At 46.8% G+C, this 24541-nt stretch carries 15 protein-coding genes; 12 read left to right on the top strand and 3 right to left on the bottom strand.

Translation table 11 applies throughout. The features are described from left to right. The first annotated feature begins 145 nt into the window (after positions 1 to 145). The 11 genes from ACX0G9_RS22265 to ACX0G9_RS22215 all read left to right on the top strand — a co-directional run bounded on the left by ACX0G9_RS22265 (position 146) and on the right by ACX0G9_RS22215 (position 16065). A complete protein-coding gene (locus tag ACX0G9_RS22265; RefSeq protein ID WP_459067170.1) occupies positions 146 to 1906 on the top strand; it encodes a PQQ-dependent sugar dehydrogenase in 1761 nt (586 codons plus the stop codon). 140 nt (positions 1907 to 2046) lie between these two features. Beyond that, complete coding sequence (locus tag ACX0G9_RS22260) at positions 2047 to 2313, top strand: hypothetical protein (RefSeq protein ID WP_459067169.1); 267 nt, start codon at positions 2047 to 2049, stop codon at positions 2311 to 2313. 110 nt (positions 2314 to 2423) lie between these two features. After that, positions 2424 to 4595 carry a hypothetical protein gene (locus ACX0G9_RS22255; RefSeq protein WP_459067168.1) on the top strand — a complete coding sequence of 724 codons (2172 nt, stop codon included), beginning with the start codon at positions 2424 to 2426 and terminating at the stop codon, positions 4593 to 4595. 90 nt (positions 4596 to 4685) lie between these two features. Next, on the top strand, positions 4686 to 5552 hold the full coding sequence (locus ACX0G9_RS22250) for a glycerophosphodiester phosphodiesterase family protein (RefSeq protein WP_459067167.1): 867 nt from the start codon (positions 4686 to 4688) through the stop codon (positions 5550 to 5552). Between the two features lie 49 nt (positions 5553 to 5601). Continuing rightward, a complete protein-coding gene (locus tag ACX0G9_RS22245) occupies positions 5602 to 8295 on the top strand; it encodes a family 20 glycosylhydrolase (protein ID WP_459067166.1) in 2694 nt (897 codons plus the stop codon). Positions 8296 to 8360: 65 nt separating this feature from the next. Continuing rightward, entirely contained in the window at positions 8361 to 9608 is a 1248-nt protein-coding gene (locus ACX0G9_RS22240) for an MFS transporter (protein ID WP_459067165.1), read from the top strand. A 10-nt stretch (positions 9609 to 9618) separates the two neighbouring features. After that, positions 9619 to 10530 carry an ROK family protein gene (locus ACX0G9_RS22235; RefSeq protein WP_459067164.1) on the top strand — a complete coding sequence of 304 codons (912 nt, stop codon included), beginning with the start codon at positions 9619 to 9621 and terminating at the stop codon, positions 10528 to 10530. Between the two features lie 237 nt (positions 10531 to 10767). After that, positions 10768 to 12846 (top strand): cytochrome P450, encoded by a 2079-nt coding sequence (locus ACX0G9_RS22230; protein ID WP_459067163.1) that lies wholly within the window; start codon positions 10768 to 10770, stop codon positions 12844 to 12846. Positions 12847 to 12880: 34 nt separating this feature from the next. Then, the gene (locus ACX0G9_RS22225) at positions 12881 to 14143 is read left to right on the top strand and encodes a hypothetical protein (protein WP_459067162.1); all 1263 of its coding nucleotides are present in this window, start codon (positions 12881 to 12883) and stop codon (positions 14141 to 14143) included. Between the two features lie 66 nt (positions 14144 to 14209). Beyond that, a complete protein-coding gene (locus ACX0G9_RS22220) occupies positions 14210 to 15616 on the top strand; it encodes a Dyp-type peroxidase (protein WP_459067161.1) in 1407 nt (468 codons plus the stop codon). Positions 15617 to 15627: 11 nt separating this feature from the next. Then, positions 15628 to 16065 (top strand): ABA4-like family protein, encoded by a 438-nt coding sequence (locus ACX0G9_RS22215; RefSeq protein ID WP_459067160.1) that lies wholly within the window; start codon positions 15628 to 15630, stop codon positions 16063 to 16065. Here the strand turns inward: ACX0G9_RS22215 and ACX0G9_RS22210 are convergent. The 3 genes from ACX0G9_RS22210 to ACX0G9_RS22200 are packed head-to-tail and all read right to left on the bottom strand — an operon-like array spanning position 16062 to position 21901. Then, positions 16062 to 19640, bottom strand: coding sequence for a tetratricopeptide repeat protein (locus ACX0G9_RS22210; RefSeq protein ID WP_459067159.1), 3579 nt, complete (start codon positions 19638 to 19640; stop codon positions 16062 to 16064). The two genes, ACX0G9_RS22215 and ACX0G9_RS22210, sit on opposite strands and share 4 nt — an antisense overlap. A 1-nt stretch (position 19641) precedes the next feature. Further along, complete coding sequence (locus ACX0G9_RS22205; RefSeq protein ID WP_459067158.1) at positions 19642 to 21132, bottom strand: SIR2 family protein; 1491 nt, start codon at positions 21130 to 21132, stop codon at positions 19642 to 19644. 7 nt (positions 21133 to 21139) lie between these two features. After that, entirely contained in the window at positions 21140 to 21901 is a 762-nt protein-coding gene (locus ACX0G9_RS22200; protein WP_459067157.1) for a hypothetical protein, read from the bottom strand. A 278-nt stretch (positions 21902 to 22179) separates the two neighbouring features. Between ACX0G9_RS22200 and ACX0G9_RS22195 the strand changes: the two genes are divergently transcribed. Beyond that, the gene (locus ACX0G9_RS22195; protein WP_459067156.1) at positions 22180 to 24396 is read left to right on the top strand and encodes a DUF5723 family protein; all 2217 of its coding nucleotides are present in this window, start codon (positions 22180 to 22182) and stop codon (positions 24394 to 24396) included. Positions 24397 to 24541 lie beyond the last annotated feature (145 nt).

Raw genomic sequence — 24541 nt, 5'->3', positions numbered from 1 at the left:
AGTACTACAGATTAATACAAGTATAAAATTAGTCATTTTTTTAATAGATGACAATCGTATAAATACCCCTGAATGAGGGGAAAATCTACTATTCCGGATGCGGGGAAAAAATGGTTATTTTGTAGTGAGCGTAAATCCTTTTCTTATGAAAAACAAAGGCCTAATTGGTGGCGGTTTGGTAGTATGCTCATGCCTGTGCTTATCTCTGAACGTTTCCTCTCAAAGAACCGTCACCTGGTATGGCCAGTCTTTTAAGATCGATACATTATACCCGGCGACAGGTTCGTCGGGTATGAATACTCCCTGGGAAATGGTGTATGGTCCGGATGATTCTTTATGGGTCACCGAATCACACAACTACAGGATATGGAAGATACATCCTTCCAATAAAGGCGTCCGTCTTTTATCGGATCTTAACAGCGAAAGAGATTTCAGCGATGCAGATGCCGGATCCTGCTGGCCTCAGGGCGGCCTCATGGGGCTGGCCATCCATCCTGATTTTTATGCCGGCAAACCCTGGATATATATAGCCTATGTTTATCACCAGGTGAGTCCATGTTCTGCAGGTGCCGGGAGTTATACCACGAAGATCGTTCGCTGCCGGTATAGTTCAGGTACGGGTGTCCTTTCGATCATGGATACTGTTATCTCCGGTCTTAACGGCAGCAATGACCATAATTCCGGAAGAGTGCTGATCAGTCCTCAAAAAGAAAATGACGGTCAATATCACCTTTATTATACCATCGGGGATATGGGGGCGGGTAATCTGGCTAACAGCAACCGGCCCAATCATGCTCAGGATACGACTATTCTCGAAGGGAAGATATTAAGATTGAATACGGAACCGGATATCTCGAAGCCTTTGAGCCAGCGATGGATCCCCGGAGATAATCCCTTCCCGGAAGGCGCGGTTTCATCCGCAAAAAATCCAATCTATTCTTTTGGTCATCGTAATCCCCAGGGTCTTGTCTTTGGATCGGTTAACGGGGGCGCTTCATATATCTTATACAGCAGCGAGCATGGTGACCGTTCCGACGATGAAGTGAATATTATCTTACCGCATTCCAACTACGGCTGGCCGAAAGTCGCTGGGCTCTGTGACGATAACTATACGTCGGCGAATAATGATTCCATGTATCTGGCGAATAAGGCAGTGATCAGCGAGACAGGTTTTTGTGATACCACCAGGACGACCTTGCGGGAACCCATCTTTTCTTTTTATAACTGGAGCCGGAACCCCAATAAAACGGCAGGTGCTAAAGGCAATTCGTTTTGGCCTACCATTGCTCCTTCCAGTATCGCCTTTTATGGGGCGGGTAATATTCCGGGCTGGAATTATTCCTTATTGATCCCTTCCTTAAAAAACGGGATGTTCCGGTTAAAACTGAAACCGGATGGCCTTGGCATCGACAGCACCCAGACACCGACGGATACCCTTCATTATTTTCCGGGCTACCGTCTTCGTAATGTTACGGTTGCCCCTGCGGGAGATACCCTGTTTGTGTCGGTGGATAATTCCTGCTGCGCGCTGGATGCAAGCGGCACATTGGGTAGTTCAATCGCGGCTCCGGCTGAAAAAGGGTTCATATTACGTATGATCTACCTGACTCCTCTGGCGCTCACCGATACAGGGAAGACAATCCGGAATGCACCACCGGAGAATACTACCTGTAAAGTATATCCGAACCCTGCAGATAAGATACTTTATATCCATGCCAATTCGGGCGAACATAAACCCCTGGTCGCCGAACTCTACGATATCATGGGTAATGCGGTCCTGGTAAAACCCTCTTCCCAGGATCAGTTCTCCCTGGATATCCATTCGCTTATCCCGGGTATTTATATCTTCCGGTTATTGAATGGTTATGCCGTACCGCTGCTGACAGCGAAGATTATCGTCAAATAGATCTCCTTTTTAACCATATTTTAACACTTGGGCCTAGTATCGATTTTTTAATTCTGCCTCTATCCTGGAACGCATTCGCTGATAAATCGGAACGCCCCAAAGAGCCGGATTGAAAGGTGTTGCATACAAAGTTTCGAATAATGATGAAAAGGAGAATCTGGATCTTAGCTGTAGTGGGGGTGACATTTGCCATCCCGGCAGTTGCTCAGCAACGTACATCCAATAAATTGGCTCAATCACGATTGGCTCAATCAAAACCAGCCATCGTTATCGGAATGGTGGTCGATCAGATGCGCTGGGATTTTTTATACCGGTACCAGGCCAGATACGTGGATATGCACATATCCCGTTGGTTTTTATGGGTTGGAATATTAAACCCGGCGAGACCAATCATGTGGTCCATATGACGGATATAGCCCCTACGCTCGCTGCCATGCTGCATATACAAATGCCAGGCGGCTGCGTGGGGAGCCCGGTAACAGAAGTGATACAAGCTCAATAAAACATAATAAACCCAATGCGAAGACCCTTTTTTACATTCATTCTTTTAGTTTCCACTTTTTTACATGCATCGCAATCCCATGCCAATTCCGATCCGGACCGGCCATTTCACCAGGCCTTTTCTGTCAAGTATCCTCTACCTGCCGGGTTGAAGGGTGGCAAGCTGATAAAGATAGTAACCGATTATAATGACAATGCCTATGTCCTTTCGGACAAAGGACTTTATTATGTTTGTCAGGGACAATTGGTAAAGGATCTCCGTTTCCGGCCATTATCGGACAAAGCCCTGTTGGACGTGGTGGCCCAGGAGGGATCGGGGCATTTATATTATCTCTATGAAGATAAATTCTTAACGAATGGTTATGCGGGGGTACCCTATGGTTTGGTTCCGAAGGGAAAATATACCACCATGGCCGTAGCGGCAGATGGGTCGGTGCTGCTCGCGGGCAATAAGGTATGGGGTCTCTGGAAGCAAGGAGGAAATATCCAATCTATCCCTGCCATACCTGAGCCTTTACTTTCTTTGCAGGTCAATGATGGGATCTATTACGCTTTGGGCGCAAAGGCAGTCTATCGTTTATCCGGTGAAAAGTTCGTAGCCTTTCATACAGGCTACGGACTAAAGACTATGTCCTTCCGGGGAAATGAAATCCTGATCGGGACGGCACAAGGATATTATGGCATTCAAAAAAGGAGCGGGGATACGAGTTTTATAGTGCAGGATCGTTTGCCGGTAACGGACGTAGACCGTTTGTTGGTAGTTAACGATCATGTTTGGGCTGCAACGCAGCAAGGTGCATTCATGCGGGAAGAAACGGGTGCATTTCGTTATTATGCCTCTCGCCGGTGGCTGCTGGATGATAAAGTAAAAGATATGGCTGCAGATGGTGATGGGAATATATACCTGTTAACGGATAGCGGCCTGAATAAACTATCCTTTCCACTGCAGACCATGGCTGGTAAAGCGGATTATTTCCAGCGTTCGATCCGGGAAAGGAAAATACGATATGGATTCATATCCAGTGTACATCTGTCTGTACCGGGTGACCCGGCCAGTTCCGAATTGGAGGATACGGACAATGATGGGTTGTGGAGTACCTTTTACCTGAGCAGCCAGGCATTCAGGTATGGCGTTACCAGGGATGCTAAGGCCAAACGCTATGCCTGGGAGGCTTTCGAGGCATTCGAACGTTTGTTATCCATCAACCCGATAAAGGGGTTTCCCGCCAGGAGCTTCGAACGCAAGGGGTATAAAGTACACGATCACCAGGCATGGAGGGATTCTCCTGATCCGGAATGGGAATGGAAAGGAACCACCAGCAGCGATGAATTTGTCGGATGGATCTTTGTCGCTGCCACCATGCACGAGATGGTTGTAGAAACAGAATCGGAACGTGCCCGGGTGGCTGCCTTTATCGATAAGATCCTGACCCATATCATCGATCATAATTATAACCTGGTGGATGCGAATGGCAAACATACCTTGTGGGGTCGGTGGAACCCGGAATATATCAATTGGTATCCGGAATCCATATTTGACCGGCGGCTTGGCAGTACCACCATCATTGCGGGTCTGCAGCTGGCTTACCAGCTCACCGGCAAGCCCCGGTATAAAGATGAAGCTATGCGTCTGATGAAAGAGAACGGATACCTGGCCAATATCCTGATCGATTGTGAAAAGATCAAAAAGACCCCGGGTTTTATTTATGAAGGCGCCAATATGAGCGATGGTTCCTGGAACCATTCGGATGATGAAATGGCCTTTCTCACCTATTGGGTATTATATAAATATGCGTTTACGGATTCGCTTCGCACTCAATATGCCGGAGCGATCCGGAATCATTGGGCCTTTGAAAAACCCGAGCGGAATGCTTTATGGAACCTGATCACTTACGGAACCATCGGTGAATTTGACAAAGAATCCACCTTCTGGCATCTCCGGGAATATCCAATGGACCTGGTGGAATGGAAGATAAAGAACTCACACCGGAAGGACATCGTTTTACTGCCCCCTAATTTAAGAGGCCAAACGACGACAGAACTTTTGCCGCCCGGTGAATTGCCTATGCACCGGCATAACGCCAATTTTTTCCAGCTGGACGGTGGTAATGGAGGCAGAGGCGAACTGGCCGGTGATGAATACCTCCTGCCTTATTGGATGGGACGATATCTTAATGTAATAGATTGAAAAGAGGAACTGGTCAGATTCCGGTTCAACTTAAATTTTAACAGACACAAGAATATGTTGCCTTCATTTCAAAAAATATTCATTTATTCGTTGACGGTAGTATCATTCACCGGAGCAACCCTTTTGCCTGAAAATGCAGCGGCACAGACGGCCACGGCACAACCATCAGACCTCTCCAGCATCATTAAAGATTTTTATCATCGCCCGGACCGGATCATGATCTCCGCTCACCGTGCGAACCATAGCTTGTTCCCGGAAAACTCCCTGGCTGGTATCCGAAAGGCAATCGGGGAAGGGATCGATATCGTCGAGCTGGATATCCGGGAGACGAAAGACAGCGTTCTCGTGGTGATGCATGACAAGAACATCGACCGGACAACCACCGGCAAAGGGCTGGTCAGTTCTTTAACCTATAAGGAATTGCAGGACTTTTACCTGTTGCAGGACGGCAAACCCAGTATGGAAAAGATCCCTGCTTTCGAAGAGGTATTGAAACTGGCGAAAGGAAAGATTATGATCGATATCGATTTTAAGGCAGATACAGGCAGGGCGTCCAGGGAGACCTATGGTCTGATCTCTTCCTATGGCATGGAAAAACAGATCCTTTTCTTTGTTTACGATTACAGGGATGTGGCCGGGCTGAGGAGCCTGAATAAAAATGTACCGATCATGCCAAGGGCTTATAATAAGGACGACGTGCAGGCCATATTGGGTATGGGCGGATTCCCGGTGATCCATGTGGATGAAAGTTATTATTCGGATCGGGTAATGGGAAGTATCCGGGAGGCGGGTGTCCGGGTATGGATCAACGCCCTGGGAAAATATGATAAGATGGAAAAGGAGAAAGAAGGCTCGGGCTTTAGTGAACTTCTGAAAATGCGACAGGTGAATGTGATCCAGACCGACCGGCCTGAGCAGCTGCTGGCTTATCTGCGTAAAAATAAATTACACCGGTAAAAAGGCTTATGCCCTATATTGCAGAAGCCTTCACCATAAAACTGCTTGTATGTACAGATTGGTCCTTTCGGTAGTTGGGTATTTTCTTTTCTTTTGTGGTTCATCGAATGCACAAAAAAATCCGCAGAACCCGCAGGCCTTCGATGCGGGCCGTTTATCGGTAGAATGGCGTTTTGTAAAAAATTTTTACGAATTGCCACCCAAGGCTATCAGTACCCTGACCCTTACCAATAAAAGTGATGCGGAATTCCCTGCAACGGGATGGAAGATCTATTTTAACACCAACAGGGCTGTTGACTCCAAATCTGTAACAGGAGGTGTTTCCATATTGCATAAGAACGGGGACCTGAATTGTATAGCTCCGCTGGGCAATGGATCGGTCCTGAAAAAAGGGGATTCCATGCATATCCAATTTACCTGGTCCGATCTGACCTTTAATCCCTCCGATGTTCCCAATGGTTTTTACCTGGTATGGGATAAGGAGCCGGAAAAAGGGTATGAGCTGAATGATTTTAAGATGGGCCCGATTGTAGATGATGCGGCAGGGTTTATCACTGCCAAACAGGAATATGAGCAGAATGCCCGTATAAAAGATATGCCTGCAGCAGGCCTTCCCAAAATATTTCCGACACCTTTATCCTATAAGGAGAATGGGTTTGAATTTCTGTTGAATTCAGGCATTCCGGTAATAACGGATCCTGCCTTCAGAAATGAAGCGGTTTACCTGGCGGATATCCTGGCCGGATTAACAGGAAAAAGACCTGAAGTCATAGCCCGGGCGGTCACAGCCTCCGATCTGGAAGGAGCAACAGCAGCACTAATAGCACCAGGAGCACCAGGATCAACAACAAGGTCATCCGTTCAAAACAGGAAGATCCTGCTGCAATGGGGAGGACAACCGGGAGGACCGGCACTTTCCTCAGCTAACGGCAAACCTGGTAATGCAGGACAGTCCGATACGGCTGCCTATCAATTGATGGTGAATGGTTCGGTTATCCTGATCCGGTCGACTTCCTCAGAAGGGTTATTTTATGGCATACAATCTCTGGTTTCTCTTATCGACCCGGGCGTTTGGGCCGGTCAAAAAAATGAAATAAAGATATCAGGGGTGGAGGTGAAGGACTCTCCCCGTTTTGGTTACCGGAGCCTGATGCTGGATGTTGCCCGCAATTTTCAAACGAAGAACGAACTGATGCGGGTGCTGGACCTGATGGCGCTCTATAAGCTGAATATCCTGCATCTCCATTTTATGGATGATGAAGGCTGGCGTCTGGAAATACCTTCCCTGCCCGAATTGACTGAGATCGGGTCAAGAAGAGGGCATACGCTGGACAGCAAAAAATTCCTGCCGCCTTCTTTTGGTTCGGGCCCGGCTACAGATCGTACAACTGGGAGCGGTCATTATACGCGGACCGAATTTATCGAATTGTTGAAATATGCCAAAATACGCCATATACGGATCATCCCGGAAATAGAAAGCCCCGGGCATGCGCGGGCAGCGATAAAAGCTATGGATGTCCGTTACGAGAATTATTCCCGGAAAGGCAACCGTTCTGAAGCAGAGCGTTATTTATTAAGAGACCTCGGGGACAAATCGGTCTATGAAGGCCCGCAAATGTGGAATGACAATGTCCTCTGTGTGGCCCTTCCCTCGGTTTACCGATTTTTCGATAAGGTAGTGGATGAGATCGCCCTCATGTACAGGGAGGCCGGGGCTTCGCTGACCACCATTCATCTTGGGGGTGACGAAGTACCTACAGGGGCCTGGGAGAAATCTCCTCTTTGTGCAAAACTGCTGAAGAGCGATCCTTCCCTTAAAGAGACAACCGATCTCTGGCGTTATTATTACCATAAACTGGACAGTTCCTTAAAATCGCGTGGTCTTGTTTTATCCGGCTGGGAAGAGATTGCGATGCGCAAAACCATGGTCGGTGGCAAAGCAGGAATGGTTGTGGATCCTTCTTTTTTAAAGGCCGGATCTCAGGTGCATGTATGGAATAATATGATCGGAGGAGGCGAAGAAGATCTGCCTTATCGTTTGGCTAATGCCGGTTTTAAGGTAATCCTCTCTTGCGTGAGTAATAATTATTTCGATATGGCTTACCAGAAAACTCCCGGAGAACTGGGTTACCATTGGGGCGGATATACGGATGTCAATAAACCTTTCGATTTTATCCCTTTCGACTATTACAAAAATTCGAAAGAAGATTATTGGGGCAACCCGGTGGTCCCGGGCTATTTTTCCGGGAAGGTCCGTCTGACAGAGGAGGGCAAAAAAAACATCCTGGGAGTCCAGGGCTTATTGTTCGCGGAGAACCTTCCCACGGTCGCCAGGCTGGAATATATGCTGTTGCCCAAATTGTTGAGTACGGCAGAACGTGCCTGGGCTGCCGATCCTTCCTGGGCAACGGAGAAGGACAGTATCCGGGCCGGGCAACTATACCAGGATGCCTGGAGCACGTTCTCGAATATCCTGGGTAAAAGGGAATTGCCCCGTCTGAATTATCTGAATGGTGGATATGCTTTCCGGATTCCTCCGGCCGGAGCGGTGCTGGAGAACGGCATATTATACCTGAACAGTCCTGTTCCGGGCTTTACCATCCGGTATTCGGCAGATGGAAGCGAACCGGGGCCGGCCAGTAAAATATATACCACTCCTGTTACCGAAAAAGGAACCTTTAAGATCAGGGTATATGATACCAAGGGCAGGGGAGGAAGGATCGTGACGCTGGAAAATCCCTGAAATCAACTAATCCCTGAATCCGGTAAAACCACAAATGACCAACCCCCAAACGATAATAGAATAGTATGAAACGAAATTATTACATGGTAGGGATCGTTTTCCTCACCTTCTTCGTGATCTCCTTTATTACGAATATACTGGGGGCTCTTATACCGGATATTCAAAAGAGTTTCCAGGTGAGTTATTCAATGGTGGCCTTCCTGCCTTTTTCTTTTTTTATTGCCTATGCCGTGATGTCGATCCCTGCGGGGATCTTTATAGAAGCCTACGGGGAAAAAAAGGCAATGATCCTGTCCTTCGGAATTGCCTTTCTTGGGGCGGGTCTCCTGAGTCTCTTTGCCGGATACGCAGTTAGCCTTTTATCACTTTTCCTGATAGGTATCGGTATGGCCATGCTGCAGGTGGTTATCAATCCCCTCCTGAGGATTTCGGGCGGCGAGGAACATTTTGCCTTTAACTCGGTAATGGCGCAGCTCCTGTTCGGACTGGCTTCCTTTATGAGTCCAAGGGTCTATACGTATATGGAATCCCGCTTGCAGGAAAATGCTGCAGGAGATAATGCCTTTGTTGCCCTGATGCGGAAAATAACCAACCCGCAATATACCTGGACTTCCTTATACTGGTTATTCCTGCTTCTTATCCTGCTGATGATCGCGGTCATACTTTTTTCCCGGTTCCCAAAAGTAGTGCTTACGGAAGAGGAAAAAGGCGGAACGATCGCTACGCATGTGCAGTTGATCAAAAAGCCGGTAGTTGTCTTATTTTTTCTGGGCATATTTTGTTACGTGGGAGTAGAACAGGGGATTGCAGACTGGATGTCGGAATTTCTGCACCAATATCATGGCAAAGATACCCTGACCGTTGGGGCAAATACGGTTTCCTTATTTTGGGGTTTGATGACCCTTGGCTGCGTATTGAACCTGCTATTACTCAAATTATTCGATAGCCGGAAGTTATTGGTGGTATTTTCCCTGCTGACGATGATCGTACTCGGGGTTGCCTTATGGGGGCCTGAGAACTATGCCTTGATTGCCTTTCCCTTATCGGGTTTCACCATTTCCATTATGTTTTCCGTCATCTTCTCCCTGGCGTTGAATTCCCTGGCCACGCATCACGGTTCGTTTTCTGGTATCCTGTGTACAGGTATAGTGGGTGGTGCGGCAGTTCCCTTACTTATCGGATGGATGGCAGATCACATTGGGCTCCGGGGAGGAATGATATTCATCTATATATGTCTGGCCTATATCCTCAGCATTGGATTTTGGGCCAAACCCCTTATCAACAATAAAACTATTTCCCGCAAACCGGAGTAAAAAAATTCAAATGGAAAAAGTGAATGCTTCAATAGGTATCGATCTCGGCGGAACGAATGTCAGAGCGGGATTGGTAAGTGATGGACAGATCGTCCGGACAGCTTCCGTTCGTATTGCCGGGCTGAAGACCGAGGAAGAAGTATTCGACAGGATCTATTCCTGTATCGGAGAAATAATGGAGGGAACAGGAGCTAAAGATGTTTTGGCAAATGGCATGAGTGGAGAAGGCCCCGGGAAGTTTATCAGCGGTATTGGTATCGGTGTACCATCCATAGTGGATGCGAAAAAAGGGATCGTTTACGATACCGTCAATATTCCTTCCTGGAAGGAAGTTCCCTGTAAAGAAATCCTGGAAGCAAAATATAGTGTGCCGGTATGGGTGAATAATGATGCGAATTGTTTTGCCCTCGGCGAGAAGTATTACGGAGCCGGTAAGGACTGTGATAACCTGGTGGGGGTGACGATAGGGACGGGTATAGGAACAGGTATCGTCATCGGTGGACGTTTGTTTAACGGCGCTCATTGCGGTGCCGGCGAGATCGGTTATATCGCTTATAAGGACGTGCATTTTGAACACTATTCCTCCGGTCAGTATTTTATGAATACCCATCATCGTGCGGGGGAAGAATTATTAAAAGAAGCCATAGCCGGTGACACAAAGGCTAAGGATATATTCCTCCAGTATGGCCGGCATCTGGGTCACGCCTTACTGGCTATCCTTTACGCCTACGACCCGGAGATGATCGTGCTGGGCGGATCGGTAAGTCAGGCCTTCCCCTTTTTTGAAAAAAGCATGTGGGAGTCCTTGCAGGAATCTCTTTTCCCCCATGCGTTAAAAGATTTGAAAGTGGTGCCTTCGGCAATAAAGGACGTAGCGATATTGGGCGCATCCCTCCTCAATAAGGATCGTCAGCTTTTTTAGAGAGATCCGGCCATTCCTGCCTTATCTAAATTACCGCTTTGTAGTATTGGTTGTTTTGCTTGAATCTTATACCTTTAATCCCTGAACAGGGATAAATACCCTGGTTTTCTCTTCCCGAACCGACCTGTTTGCCGGATCCTCACCCTATCTGCCCCCTATCTGCCCCGATCATCAACCTGTATAGCTGATTAATAGCTTCCGATTCTCTATTATTTCAACAATCAACTAATTGCTGCTATGACGGATAACCTTGACCCCGGTAACCTGAAATTCAAAAAGGATTTTTCTTTTGCAAAAAAAACACCGGTATTTGTCAGCAATGTAATAGGGGGACGGGACGAAATAGCGAGATGGGTGCTTGACCGCAACGATATCCTGTATAAGGATCAGCCCCATGCTCCTCACTTATATATACAAACGGTAAATAAGATCACCGGCCAGAGCGGCCGGGATAATAATCCTGTTTTCCTGAAAACGGACTCCTTACTTTATACGCCGGAGAGCATAATCATCTATTACGATCAGCGAAATCCGCCGGACAGGCGGTTGATCCCGGAAGATCCCGGTCAGAGGGCCAGGGTGTTTGCCCTGTATGAGCTGTTTACCGGGCATTTTGAAGAGCTCGTTATGCAATATGTGTACGATCTTTTATTGGCAAACCGCGGGAATGCCCGCAGCTGGTTTACGCAGCGTATTCCTTTTGGGGAAAGGCTGGTCTGGCGTTTTTTCTTTTCGTCCGTACGGGATGGCCTGACCAGGGAATGGAAATTGGATAAAGCCGCCCCGGGTGAAAGATTGATGGCCATCAAAAAAATATTCGAACAGGTAAACGATATCCTGACGCATGGTAAAATGTACCTGACCGGCGACAAATTGACGATTGCCGATATTGCCTTTGCTGCCATAGCTGCACCGCTTCTTCTTCCGAATGAATTTGGCGGAGCTATGGCGGATATAAAAAGTGTTCCCGCAGCTATGCAGGAAGAAGTGAAAGAATTGCGGGCGACTCCTGCCGGCCAGTTTGTATTACTTCTTTACCAGGACGAACGCCCAAAAATGCGTTCTCAGAAAGAGATCCTCAGGGACCCTGGCGTCTTTGGAAACTTGGGCAAAAAGATTGGGTTGTCCCTGGGCCGGAAAAAAACAGGACTGTTCTTTTATTTACAAAAGCATTTTCCTGTGTTGGATCTGGGGATGACCGGTTTTGCCGCGGTCAACAGAAATGATCTGTTGGTGGAAATGATGGAAAGGGACGGGGATTTTACGGTGGAGGAGATCAACGGGAAAAAGATGGCCAATCAGAAAGGCGCATTCTTCCTGGGAATGGACCGGAATAATCCGCAATTCGACCGGGAACGGGAGCTTGTCCGCAGAACCGCTAAAAAGGAAGACATGGACAGGATCCGGACTTACGTCCGGAACGCATCCGAAAAAACGCTTACCCAGGCCCGGCCTTTTGGCAAAATCGATGTGGCGCACACTTTATGTTACTCCATTCTGGTGCGCCTGATCGATTCTTATTTCGGTGTGCCTCCTCCTACCGAGAATATCATGAAACATTGGTTGCGGGTACTTTTTTATGATCTCTTTCTCAATTTTACAAATAACAAAACCAAACATGAACAGGCGGTGGAGGCGGCGCTGGCCAGGAGAGAGTGGATTCTGCAGCTTATAAAGGATCGCAAACGTGAACTTATCCTGGAAGACAATATCCTGAACAGGATGATCCTCCTTCAGCGGGAACCAGGGAATGAATGGTTTGACGACGAATCGATCACCCGTAACATGGGAGGATTGATCACCGGTATTCTGGAGACGACGAATAAGGCCGTTATCCTTGTTTTGGATGAATTGTTCAATCGTCCGGAGATCCTGAAGGGAGCCATAACTACCGCCACCGAAAAAGACATGACAAAAATGTATGGTTATGTGAAGGAAGCGATGCGCTTTAACCCCGCTCAGCCGGGAGTGATCAGGTATTGTGAAACAGAGCAGCAATTAAAAGGAAAAGGGGAGAAAAAATACAGGATAAAGGCAAAAAGAAAAGTATTTGCGCTGACAGCCTGCGCGATGATGGACCCGGCTGCTTTTCCGGATCCATGGACCTTCGATCCGCAGCGGCAGGCGACTTACATGAATTATGGGTACGCCCTGCATGAATGTTATGGCAAATATATCAATGCGGTCACGATCTCAGAATTTACGGCTGCCATCCTCCGGTTACATAACCTAAGGCGAGAGCCCGGATGGGCAGGAACGGGAACCGGTCTTCATGAAGGGCCGTTCTTTAATAATTTTGTGGTTGCCTTCGATTGATCTGCCCATCATATGTAAAAACTGAAAAACAGCTATGACCAAACAGCGACCATTGACCCTGGTGACACCCGTGAGGAACGGGGAGCATGACAACCTGAATAAGCTGCTCCTGCAGATAAGAAAGGAGATGCAGGAGGGTGTCCGGGAAGGCTTCGAGGACCTGGGTACGATCCATTATGCCCGGTGGGTATTGCTGGAACCCAGGGATGCAGATGGCAATCAGGAACCCGGTGTGCCGGTACGGCTGGTTTTTTCCTCCAATTTTGACGGGCTGCAGGAGGATCACCTGCGGGGACTGGCAACGGTGGGCGCTTCTTTCCTGGATAGGTTGTATGCTCATTGCGAAGGATATCCCGTAGCGGGGAAAAGAACCCCGGAGAACCGACAAACTTATCTGTCCCAGTGGCAGGTGAAGGAATCGGCCTTTTTCGTGGGCGCGCCGGGCAGGACCCTGGTGCAGATCATTCAGGAGAACGAATTGCGCAACACCGTCTGGCAAATGATCCAAACTGGGAATTGGAGGGACCGTTCGGCCAGGGATATCCACCAGGTCTTGCGTAAGAATATGGAAGGGCGGCCGGAATTCAGCTGGGCCAGGGAACCCGGCCATCTGCCAAAAGTGAACTGGCCGGGTATGCTTTTATTGGGCCTGGTATTACTCCTTCTTTTACCGGTGATCCTTATCTGGATCCTGGTGATCCATTTCCGGTTTGAAAAGACAGATGAACCCCTGGGTCTGACACCAAGCCAGATCGATGGTGCGCATATCAAGAACCTGGAAGAATATGAGGACCTCGCCAATCAAAATCAGTTTACCCAGGTTTTGATCATGAAACCGGGAAAAATGAGATTGATCACCTTGCAGGGATTGATGTTGTTTGCCAAAGCACTGATCAGTTTTTTATTCGTGGATGGGAAACTCATGGGTATACCTACCATTCATTTTGCGCGCTGGGTGATGATCGACGATCAGAAACGGATGTTGTTCTTTAGCAATTTCGATGGAAGCTGGCAGCAATACCTGGGAGACTTCATCGATAAATCCGGATGGGGCCTGACGGGTATCTGGAGCAATACCAAAAAATTTCCCCGGACAAAATTCCTGTTTACGGGCGGCGCTTATGACGAGGAACATTTTTTAGCCTGGAGCCGTTATTTCCAGGTGCCTACGGCGGTCTGGTATTGTGCCTATCCGCATCTTTCCATCAAGAATGTCATTAACAATTCGCATATACGAAATGATCTTTTCCGGGACCTGAATGAACAGCAGGCCGGACAGTTTTTAAAGCGGATCTGATTGTTAATACAACTCCGAAATTTCAAAACCGATCCGAAATTCTATACCGGATCAAAAAACGAAAATATGGAATCCTTGGAACTATCCGATATACAGGGCTACATCATCAGGGGCTATAAACATATGCTTTATTCGAGGTATGTGGCCTTGCAGGTTACCGATCCAACGGCCGCCAAAAAATTCATTAGGGAACAGGCTGGGGAGATCACCAATGTCACACATCATCCGAAAACCAATTGTCTTAACATGGCCTTTACCTGTGCGGGTTTATCCGCTTTGGGTCTTAAACCGGCCAACCTGGCGAACTTTACCCGTTCCTTCCGGGAAGGGATCACGGCCGAACACCGGACACGGTTATTGGGAGATACGGAAACCAGCGCCCCGGAAACCTGGCGTTGGGGCGGTCCCGCTAATGAACAGGTACATATGCTGTTGATGATATTCGGGAGTGATAAGCAGACGGCATTAGGATATTATGACCGTCTGCAACAGGGCTTCGGTTCCGGGTTTAAAGAAGTGATCCAGCTGGATGGACAGACACTGGCGATGAATAAGGAGCACTTCGGTTTCCGCGACGGGATCTCGCAGCCTATTATAAAAGGGAGCGGCAAAAATGGTCCGGAGAATGATTTTATCAATGCCGGAGAATTCCTGATGGGGTACCGGAATGAATATAATGTTTACCCTGATACGCCTGTTCTGGCCGCTGAACAGGGGGAGACCTTTATCCTTCCCTTCGATGCCGCTGGGACAGGTAAGAAGGATCTGGGCCGTAACGGCAGCTATATGGTGATGCGTCAACTGCAACAGGATGTGTCGGCGTATTGGAATTTTATGAACGACAAAACAAAAAATGAAGATGGTTCGGTCAATGCGGAAGAAAGCACCAAACTGGCGTCAAAGATGATGGGGCGCTGGCCCAGCGGGGCTCCGGTGGTTAAATTCCCCGATAAAGATCCGGGAGGTGTTTCGGATGACGATCATTTTACGTATGCAGATACAGATAAGGAAGGATTAAAATGTCCATACGGATCGCATTTGCGAAGGACCAATCCCAGGGATAGTTTCGAAGACAACAGTCCTAAGGAATCGCTCAAATTAACCCGCCGTCACCGGATCATGCGGCGGGCCAGGCTATATGGTGACCCCTATGAAGGATCCCCCCTGAACTATACTCCGGAAGGGGAAGTGGGGCTTATCTTTACCTGTTTTAATACCGATATATCGCGGCAATATGAATTCATTCAGTATACCTGGGCAAATTACCCGAAATTCGGACAACTATACAATGACCCGGATCCCGTTTGTGGTGTCCGGAAAAGCCCTGCGCCGGGCAGTGAGCAAAACTTTACCATACAGGCTGAGCCGGTCAATAAATGCATAACCGGTCTGCAACGTTTTGTCACGGTAAAGGGCGGTGCTTATTTCTTTTTTCCTTCCCTTACGACCATTCATTATTTAGGAACGATCTAAACGAATAACATATGAATCCTTCTGCCTTATTTCAGATAAGCTCGTTATTTGCCGGGATCGGCTGGATCGTAGTGATCTTTATCAGTCCTTACTGGAAGGATTTTGATAAATTCCTGATCGGATTTGTCATTGCCTTACTGGCATTGGTGTATACCTGGCTTAATTTTTCCAATTTCTCCCCGGACATCCTGAAGAATTTCAGTTCCCTGGAAGGGGTTATGACGGTCTTTCAGAACCCGGAATTGGTTACAGCAGGATGGGTTCATTTCCTGGCCTTCGATCTTTTGGGAGCAGTCTGGATAAAACGGAACTCCCTGCAAAATGGAATAGGGCATGCCTGGATAATTCCTTCTCTTGTATTTACCTGTATATTCGGTCCTTTGGGTTATCTGATCTATCTGCTTACCCGTTGGATCAAAACAAAAAACTACTTCTCCGTAAATTTTTAAGATCCGACCAATGTTTTGAACTCCGTTCTTTCCCGGAGCAAATAAAAATCGGAATCCCTGCTGGCATATGCGCGGGTTTCTTCTTTTTTTGCCAGGGATAATTCCAGAAAATGAAGCGCCTTTTCCACGTTTCCACAGAGCGCCTCGGCACAGGCCCGGTCATAAAGGGTTCCAAAGTCTTCTTCTTTGAGTTCATGCACCATCCTGAGTTGTATGTCGTATAAGGCCTTCTCCCCCTTTTCCCGGTAACAGGCTCCAAGAGATGCCATAGCCACTCCGTTTTTTTCATTGATCTGCAGGGCCATTTTGAATTGTGTTATGGCCTGGTCATATTTTAGGGTACGAAAATAAAAACCGCCGAGACCGATATAAGCCGTTTCCGCCTTTGGATTAAGTTCAATGGCCCTCCTGAAGGAGGATATCGTTTTCTCACCATTGTCCAGAAAACGATAAATATAGCCCAGGTTTTCAAAGGCGATCGCATTGCCCGGATCCAGTTCCGTTGCTTTGGTGTATTCCAGGAGGGCCTCCTCCCAACGCTCCATTTTCGTGAGGATGCTGCCCAGGTCGTTATGGTAGGAAGGCTCCTTGGGATCGAGTTCGATGGCCCTGGTATAATTGGCTATCGCTTCTTCAAAAAGCCGCTGGCGGGAGTAGGCCAGACCCAGGTTGGAATAAGAGGTAATATAAACGGGATCGATGGAGATCGCCTGTTTATATTCTTTGATCGCTTCAATATCCTGATTACGGTCATACAACAAGGCGCCCAGGTTATTGTGAGCAGTTGCATCTTTGGGATCGAGTTCGATGGCCTTTCTATAGGCAGCGCCGGCTTCTTCCGTTTTGTTCAGAGCCTGAAAGATCATGCCTGCATTAAGATGAAAAAGACCATTGGAGGGATCCAGCTGGATAGCCTTCTGGAATTCGGCAAGGGCTTCGGGAAGTTTACCTGTACTATCCAGGATCCTGCCTAATTTATTGTGATAGAATTTTTCCTCTTCGGACCGTAAGGCTATAAGCTGAAGGCAATAATCTCCTGCCTGCTGATATTCACTGCGCTCGAAATATATTTCCAGCAGGCGGGCCAGGGACATTTCATCTGCCGGATTCAACCGGATAGCCTCTTTATAATTTTCCAGGGCTCCTTCTTCATTGTTGCATTTTTCCTCGAGTATTCCCATGACCGAATAAAACAGGTCGTTTTGCTGGCTGATCTGGCCGATCTGAGCATAATATTTCCGGGCCTGCAGAAAATCTTCCTTGTTATAATATATCCTGGCTATTCCCCGGTAAGCATCTTCATAATTCGAATTGATCGAAATCGCTTTCTGAAAATTTTCGAGCGCCGCCTCCGGTTCCTGCAAGGCTTCATGGATACAGCCCATGTTGTTCCAGGAATAATAGAAGGAAGGATCAGTTTCCAGGGCTTTCTGATAAAAACCACTGGCCTTCGGATAGTCCTTTTGTGAATAATAAAGATTGCCGATATCATTATAAAGAGCGGCGGGTTTTGTACTAAAGGCCAATGCCTTGTTATAATAGTCCAATGCCTTGCCGTTATCGCCTTGTATCTCTTCCACCAAACCCAGGTTGCGATACGCATTTTCATCCTCCTGGTTTATTTCCAGAGTTTTGAGGTAATATTTTTTTGCCGCCTCATAATCTTTTTTCACATAGTATTTGACCCCTATTTCGGTGTAAATGCCGGCATTATCCCTCGTTATCTTCGATTCTTTTTCAATATAGGCTATAGCCTCTTCCAGTTTGTCCTGTTTGTCATAGTTGTCTATCAGGTAATTCAGCGCAGTATGGTCGTCGTTATTCAATTTCAGGATCATCTTCAGATCCATGCTGGAACTGTCATAATTTCTCTGCGTGTAAAAGGCATTCGACCTGGCCCGGTAGGCCTCGATAAGAAAGGATTTATTATATTGATCGGGGGCGGCGATCGCCTTGCCGTACCATTCGATAGCATTCGGAAAATCCCGTATTACGATATAGGCATCACCTAATTTCTTATACAGATCGTACAATTCGAAGTCTTCAATGGTGGCGACGCCCATAGAAGAGGCGGCAACTCCCATCGAGGAGGTATTTGTTCCCCCGAACTTTTTATCATCCGGGCCCTGTCCCATTCCTCCGGATCTTTCCTGTGTGTCTTTATAGGCGGAAACACTTTCTTTGTCCTGGATCTTTTTTATCAACTCATTGATCGTCTCCAGGGATTTATCATCCAATGTCTTTTCCAGTCTTTTTGCCTTTGCCTCAAGAATAGGTTTGATGAAACAATCGTGCGTGATCTCATACATCAGCCCCCCCGAAATATTGATATCCGCTTTTAAGATCTTTTCGGCGACCAGCATTTGCAGGATCTCCCTGCTGACCGGGTATTTGTCGTCTCCAGTTATCAGGTCTTCATGGATGGGAATCCGCCTGTTGTTGGAGATAAGCCTGAATTCTATAAAGTTCCGGACGACCGTCTTTTCCGCTTCACTGACCGGAAGGCTATTGATACAATCGTGGTAATAGCCGTTTATGATTCCCTGGATATCCGCCAGTTCAAAATCTTCGATTATTTTATCATCGTCGAGGGGGACGATCTTTTGTTCGATATGCGAGCAGATGATCTGGAGACTGAATGGCTCGATCCGGGCTTCTTCAAAATTATAATCCTGTTTGTCCACTTCTGAGGACAACTGCCGGAAAATGCTTTCTTTGGTGTTGTCCGGGATAATAAATCGTTCACTGGCAAAATTACCTGGTAATTGTGAAGGTTTGTCCATGGCTTCAAAAGCCTCTGCTCTTTTCAGCGGCAATAATTCGTAAGAATTTTGCAGGATCAGCGGGCTGGCTATTTTCAGACGGGTGATCAGGTGTAACTTATCAGAGCGTATGGAAAAAAGGAATTTGACCGGCAGATGCGCATACAGCAGTTTAAACGTATCCGGCAGGATCGATGTTTTCTGACCGGTTATGATGCGTTTGAATTTTTCAGGGATATATTGCCCGATGACGGGCGCCAGCTCCTGGATGAGTTCGCTGATATGACTATCGGGATAGGTAAATAATTCTTCGGCCTGATCGAAGATCAGCAGGATCAATTGCCGGGTGTCCCTGGTCCGGCATTCTGCCTGCACTTGTTTTAAAAGATACCAGAGCGGGAGCTGGCCGGATTGTTCGGCCGGCAATTGAAATAAATCCTGGTTGGTTTTTAAATGACTGCCAATGATAGCCCTTACCTCTGCCAACAGATTTTTTTTATCATCATAGGGCTTGGGAAGGATATTGATGACCAGGAACGGTTCATTCCTGCCCTCATCTTTGCCTTCTGCGTTTTCCTTTTTTTCCTCCTCCTGTTTTATTTCCTCTTCGTCGTCTCCTTTTTTCAATAAGGGAACCAGCCCCGCCTGTATAATGGAAGATTTTCCTGTGCCTGATTTTCCGAACAGAACGGTAGTCGCATTGACAATGACGGAAGTGCGCAGGTTAGCGATATCTTCGTCTCTTCCAAAGAAAATAGATTGTTCCTCGGCGGAAAAGGATTTTGTACCCGGGTATCTGTATGGATAAGTCATTTTATAGAGGATGATTTGACCTGATCATTTCGCCGTTATGGTACATTACCGGGATGCTGAATGAGCGGTTTACCAGGTCGCTCTTATGATTTTTCAACAGCCCTACGCCATTGTCGAAAGCATAGGCCAGGTTGTTTTGCTCTTTGATAAACCCCTCAAAAAAGCCTTTCGTAAAAACCGTGCTGGCTTCTTCGTCGATATTCTCGCTCATCCCGATGCAAAAGGGAAGGAGGAGGGAGATCTCTTTTGCCTGTATTTCCGATTTGCAGGAGGAAAAAACGATGCATTCGAGTTCTTTATGCTCCTGAACCAGGTGTTCGATTATTTCCTTCAGGGCCTGAAGGGACAGTTTGGCAGGAGCGTTCATGTCGTCGGATAAGATCAGATCCCCTTCACGGGAGCCATGACAACTGATATAGAGCAGACTGGGGAAGTTTTTATTGACCTCGGTCTGGATATCGTTCCTCTGGATATTGAACCTGGGGTCGAGAAGGGTGATCCATTTCTTATTCAGTTCCTCTTTCATACCCTGGTATTCCTCACCCTGGCGCAGCGTTAATTTTCCAAGCGGGGAGGAGGCGAGATAAAGGATCTTATATTGATGAGCGATAACGGGAGGTGCATCAGGGTCATCCGCGGGAAGAGTAGCTTTGAAGAGTATCCCTCTCGTATCACAGGCTGCATACAATTCTTCGATAAAGTCTTTTTCTTTTTCCTGGGAGAAAGTGATGCCGAAATTGGATTCGAAAAAATCGATCTTCTGATCGGTGAAATCATTATCATAATTAAAGATGGCGTACTTCGAACATCCTTTGGTAGAACTGGTCCTGAACTTAGTCAGGAGAAAGAAAAATAATTTCAGGTACCATTTGTCATAGCTGAAACCTAAAAAAATAAAGCTGTTCGCCCCGGAGATCCTTTCTTTGAATTTTGGGAATACAGAATCCTGGAAGATCTTATCCAGGAATTTGAAAAGGTTATCGAAGGTAAATATCAGGTCCTCATAATTTTCATAATCCCCGAACAAATTGTAGATCAGGGTACTGTCTTTATCCGGAAGAGAAGGGTAGTCATCAAACCCTCTGGCGCTGTAGGTACAATGCGTTTTTTTCTTGTTGATCCGGTCGAATGCCCTGTTCATCAGATTGTCCGGAGAAAGGGAGATGATCATATTGAAGGGGATCTTCGCTAACCTTTCATAGGAGGGGGTCACTGTCAGGTCCTTGTAAAAATCACCTACAGTAGCCAACATCGAATCTTTTTCTATCCGGTCCCCATCCTGGTTATCGTTAAAAAAGAAGAACCCGTCCTCTTTTAAATAGTTCTTTATCCGGAAAGCTTCTTTGAATTTATTCTCAACCAGGTAATTGTGGATGCTTTCCTTATAGTCCCTGTCGGTTTGGTCGATGTTAATGAACTCTGGGCCAAGGATAAGAACGCATTTGTTATTTTCCAGTTGTTTGATCAGGTATTCGATTACCTTATTTTCCATGGAGCGGCTAATTAATGGTCGTATTAGTGGTCAATGTTTCGCCGGGAAAGTCTTCATCGTCTTTTACGGTCCTGAGGGATTCCTCACGTCGGATTCGGTAGCTGTCTTCTCCGGTGGCCTTATCCTTTTTATAGAAGATCCGGTAAGCGATAACCCCGATAGTTATGAACTGGTCCCCTTCATAAATAACGCTGTCGTGTCCGGAGCTGCCGGTATGAATACCCGCCGTAACATCGCCTTGTAAAGGCGCATCGGCAGTTATTCCCGAATCGGTCTTTGTATTGTTATTGTAGGCGAATGAATATTTTTTGCATTTCAGGATGTCGGTAACCACGAAAAGCTGGTCGTTATGCAACAGCTCCAGGAAAGAAGGGGCGATCTTGCTGGTCAGGGCGCTGTTGATAAAGGCGTCCAGTTTAAATTCATTGACCGTATTCTTTTTGGCTTCCATTAATTGAACGGTCACCGATCTGTTCTTTTCCAGCTTAAAGGAGGCGCTGAGTTTTAAAAAAGACAAGAGCGTCTGTAACAGGGACAAATGACCGTCTACCGACAATTCTACGGAAACTGACCTGTTCACCTCCGTGGAAAGGTTATAATCCGGAGAGATGGCAGGAAGGGCAACCTCGCTATCGATGAAAAAGTCCTCGATCGTTGCCCCGGTCATATTGGCAATACCTGTTTTCTCCATACTTAGGATACTCAGAGGTTTTATCTGATCGGAAGGCATGCTGACCAGGCAATAACCGGAAATATTCGAATCTGCCATAAATGGGGGTTTTACTTGTTGCAATAGGAAATGAGGGTACAGGAGAGGGTCGGACCGGGGTTATAAGCTGTATAAAACTCTTTGCAATAAAGACTTATTAAAATAAATGTAACTATAAACTTTGGCCTGACAAAAAAGAACCTCAGACTACAGGCAGGAATGATGCCTTGTCGTTCGCCTTTGTAGAATTAATACCCCGGATTTTGAAATTAAATGGCTGGATTCCTCAATAAGATCGTGAGGCACAGCTTTTGATGAATTATAGGAAATATAAATCTATGAGAAAGTATTTCCTCTTATGTGTGGCCATTGTATGCCTGCTATACAATGCGCATGGTCAAAGTTATCCGGGCTACCGGACATCGAATTATTCGGGTGTAAATGGCGTTTTTTTCAACCCGGCGAATATAGCGGACAACCGGTACCAATGGGATGTCAATATCTTTGCGATCAATGGATTTGTTGGAACCAGTAATTCCGGCTTGCGATTCAGCGATATTACCCGCTCTTTTAATGCCGATTCACTGAAATCAAAATTATTAAGGGGAAGCTCCAATGTGAACAGTCTTGCATATGTCGATGTTCTGGGGCCTTCCGTCATGTTTAGCCTGAGTCCGAAAACTTCCCTTGCGTTTACGACCCGTTCCCGGGTGTTTTCAAATGGCCGGAATATTGACGGTAACCTGGCAGGTGCGATGCTCGATGGGGGTAAAACTTCTGCCGGTATCCCCTTTAACTTTAACGCCACAAACATGCTGGTTCATGCAACTGGCTGGACGGAAATAGGCGGATCGATCGGACAGGTATTTACGAATAAAGCAAGCCCTCATTTTTTTAAAGGAGGGATATCTCTTAAATATATTGCTGGGACCGCAGATTCCTATCTTTCCACCACAGGATTGACGGGCACCGTAGCCGGACCTGGAAATACTTATCTGACCAACACGAAGGGGAACCTGTCCATCAATACCACGGATGCGAATTTCAGCGATTACAAATTCAAGGATTTTTTTAAATTCAACGGACATGGATTTGGCGGCGATATCGGGTTTGTATATGAATACAGACCCGCTGCCGATTACTCCAAATATGTAACGGACCGGTTTGCCAACAAATATAAATTAAAGATCTCCGCCTCTTTACTGGACGTAGGCAGGATCAAATTTAACAGGAGCTCTAACCAATCAGAGGAATATGCCGTGAATATTCCCCCGGCCGGCCAATTCCAATTGAACCAATTTGCCGGAAAATCGATAAAAGATTATATCCCGATCCTGAACGCCAGCCCTTATTTTACGGGAACGAGTCAGAATAGTTCTTATAATGTCGATCTGCCAACCACTATACAGGCCAGTATCGATTATCTCATCGCAGGAGGTTTTGGCGTAAATGCGGCAGGCCAGTTTAAAGTCAGCAGCAGCGACAACCTGAATCTGTATTATTACAATGCCTATAGTGTTACACCTCGTTGGGAAAACAGTTTGTTCAGTGTAGAGCTGCCGATGAGTTACAACGACCTGACCAAATTCAATGCGGGGGTCGCCTTCCGGGTGGGACCTTTTTTCATTGGGTCGGGAAGTGTTCTTTCCGCGCTGGTCCACGATTCGAAACAGGCAGATTTGCATGTAGGCTTCCATTTCGGGATGCAGTATAAAAAGAAAATCAAACCGGATACAGATAAAGACGGCGTCTACGACGATGTGGACAAATGTCCGTTGGTGGCCGGTTTTGCCCGTTACCAGGGATGTCCGATACCCGATACCGATGGAGATGGGATCAATGACGAGGAAGATTCCTGCAAAACAGTTCCCGGTGTTTTGCGTTATCATGGCTGCCCGATCCCCGACAGGGATCATGACGGGATCAACGACGAAGAAGATTCCTGCCCTGATATCGCGGGTCTGCCGCAGTTCCATGGTTGCCCGGATACGGATGGCGATGGTATTCCGGATAAGGATGATAAATGTCCAACCGTTGCCGGTGTAGCAAAATACCAGGGTTGCCCGGTGCCTGACAGAGACCATGACGGTGTTCCGGATGATGAGGATCTTTGTCCTGATGAGCCCGGTCCGGTATCATCCCATGGATGCCCGGTTGAAAAGGTAGTTGTTCAGATCACAGCGGACTTTAAAAATATTCTTTTCGATTTCGGCAAATCAACCATCAGACCGGAATCCCATGATATACTGGTAAAAGCTGCCAGCACCATGAAGGAACAGATCCCCAATTCCAACTTCTATATAGACGGATATACCGATAATGTGGGAAGTGTAACGGCGAACAAGAAGCTTTCAAAGGCAAGGGCCCAATCGGTAGCCAATGCCCTGATCGAAGGCGGTGTCGACAAATCCAGGGTGATCGCAAGGGGCTTTGGTAAAGACAATCCGAAATGCACCAATAAAACAGCGGAAGGAAAACAGTGTAACCGCAGGGTGGAAGTCGTGATCCGCAATATCGATCAGAAGGAAGAAAAGAAAGCCATTAAAATACATTAAACCCCTATCGGAACTACAGAAAGAGAAAGTAAAACAACAATTCAAAAAAGAGAAGGGCGCCGGGAATTTTTTGCGGCCTTCTCTTTTTTTAATTGAGGGGTTTTTTTTTTTTTTTATTTTTTTTTTCTTTTTTTTTTTCCTTTTT

It is taken from the genome of Flavitalea flava, assembly GCF_054461575.1.
Note: the sequence above shows the minus strand (reverse complement) of the source record. Positions and strands in the feature narration are given on the sequence as shown.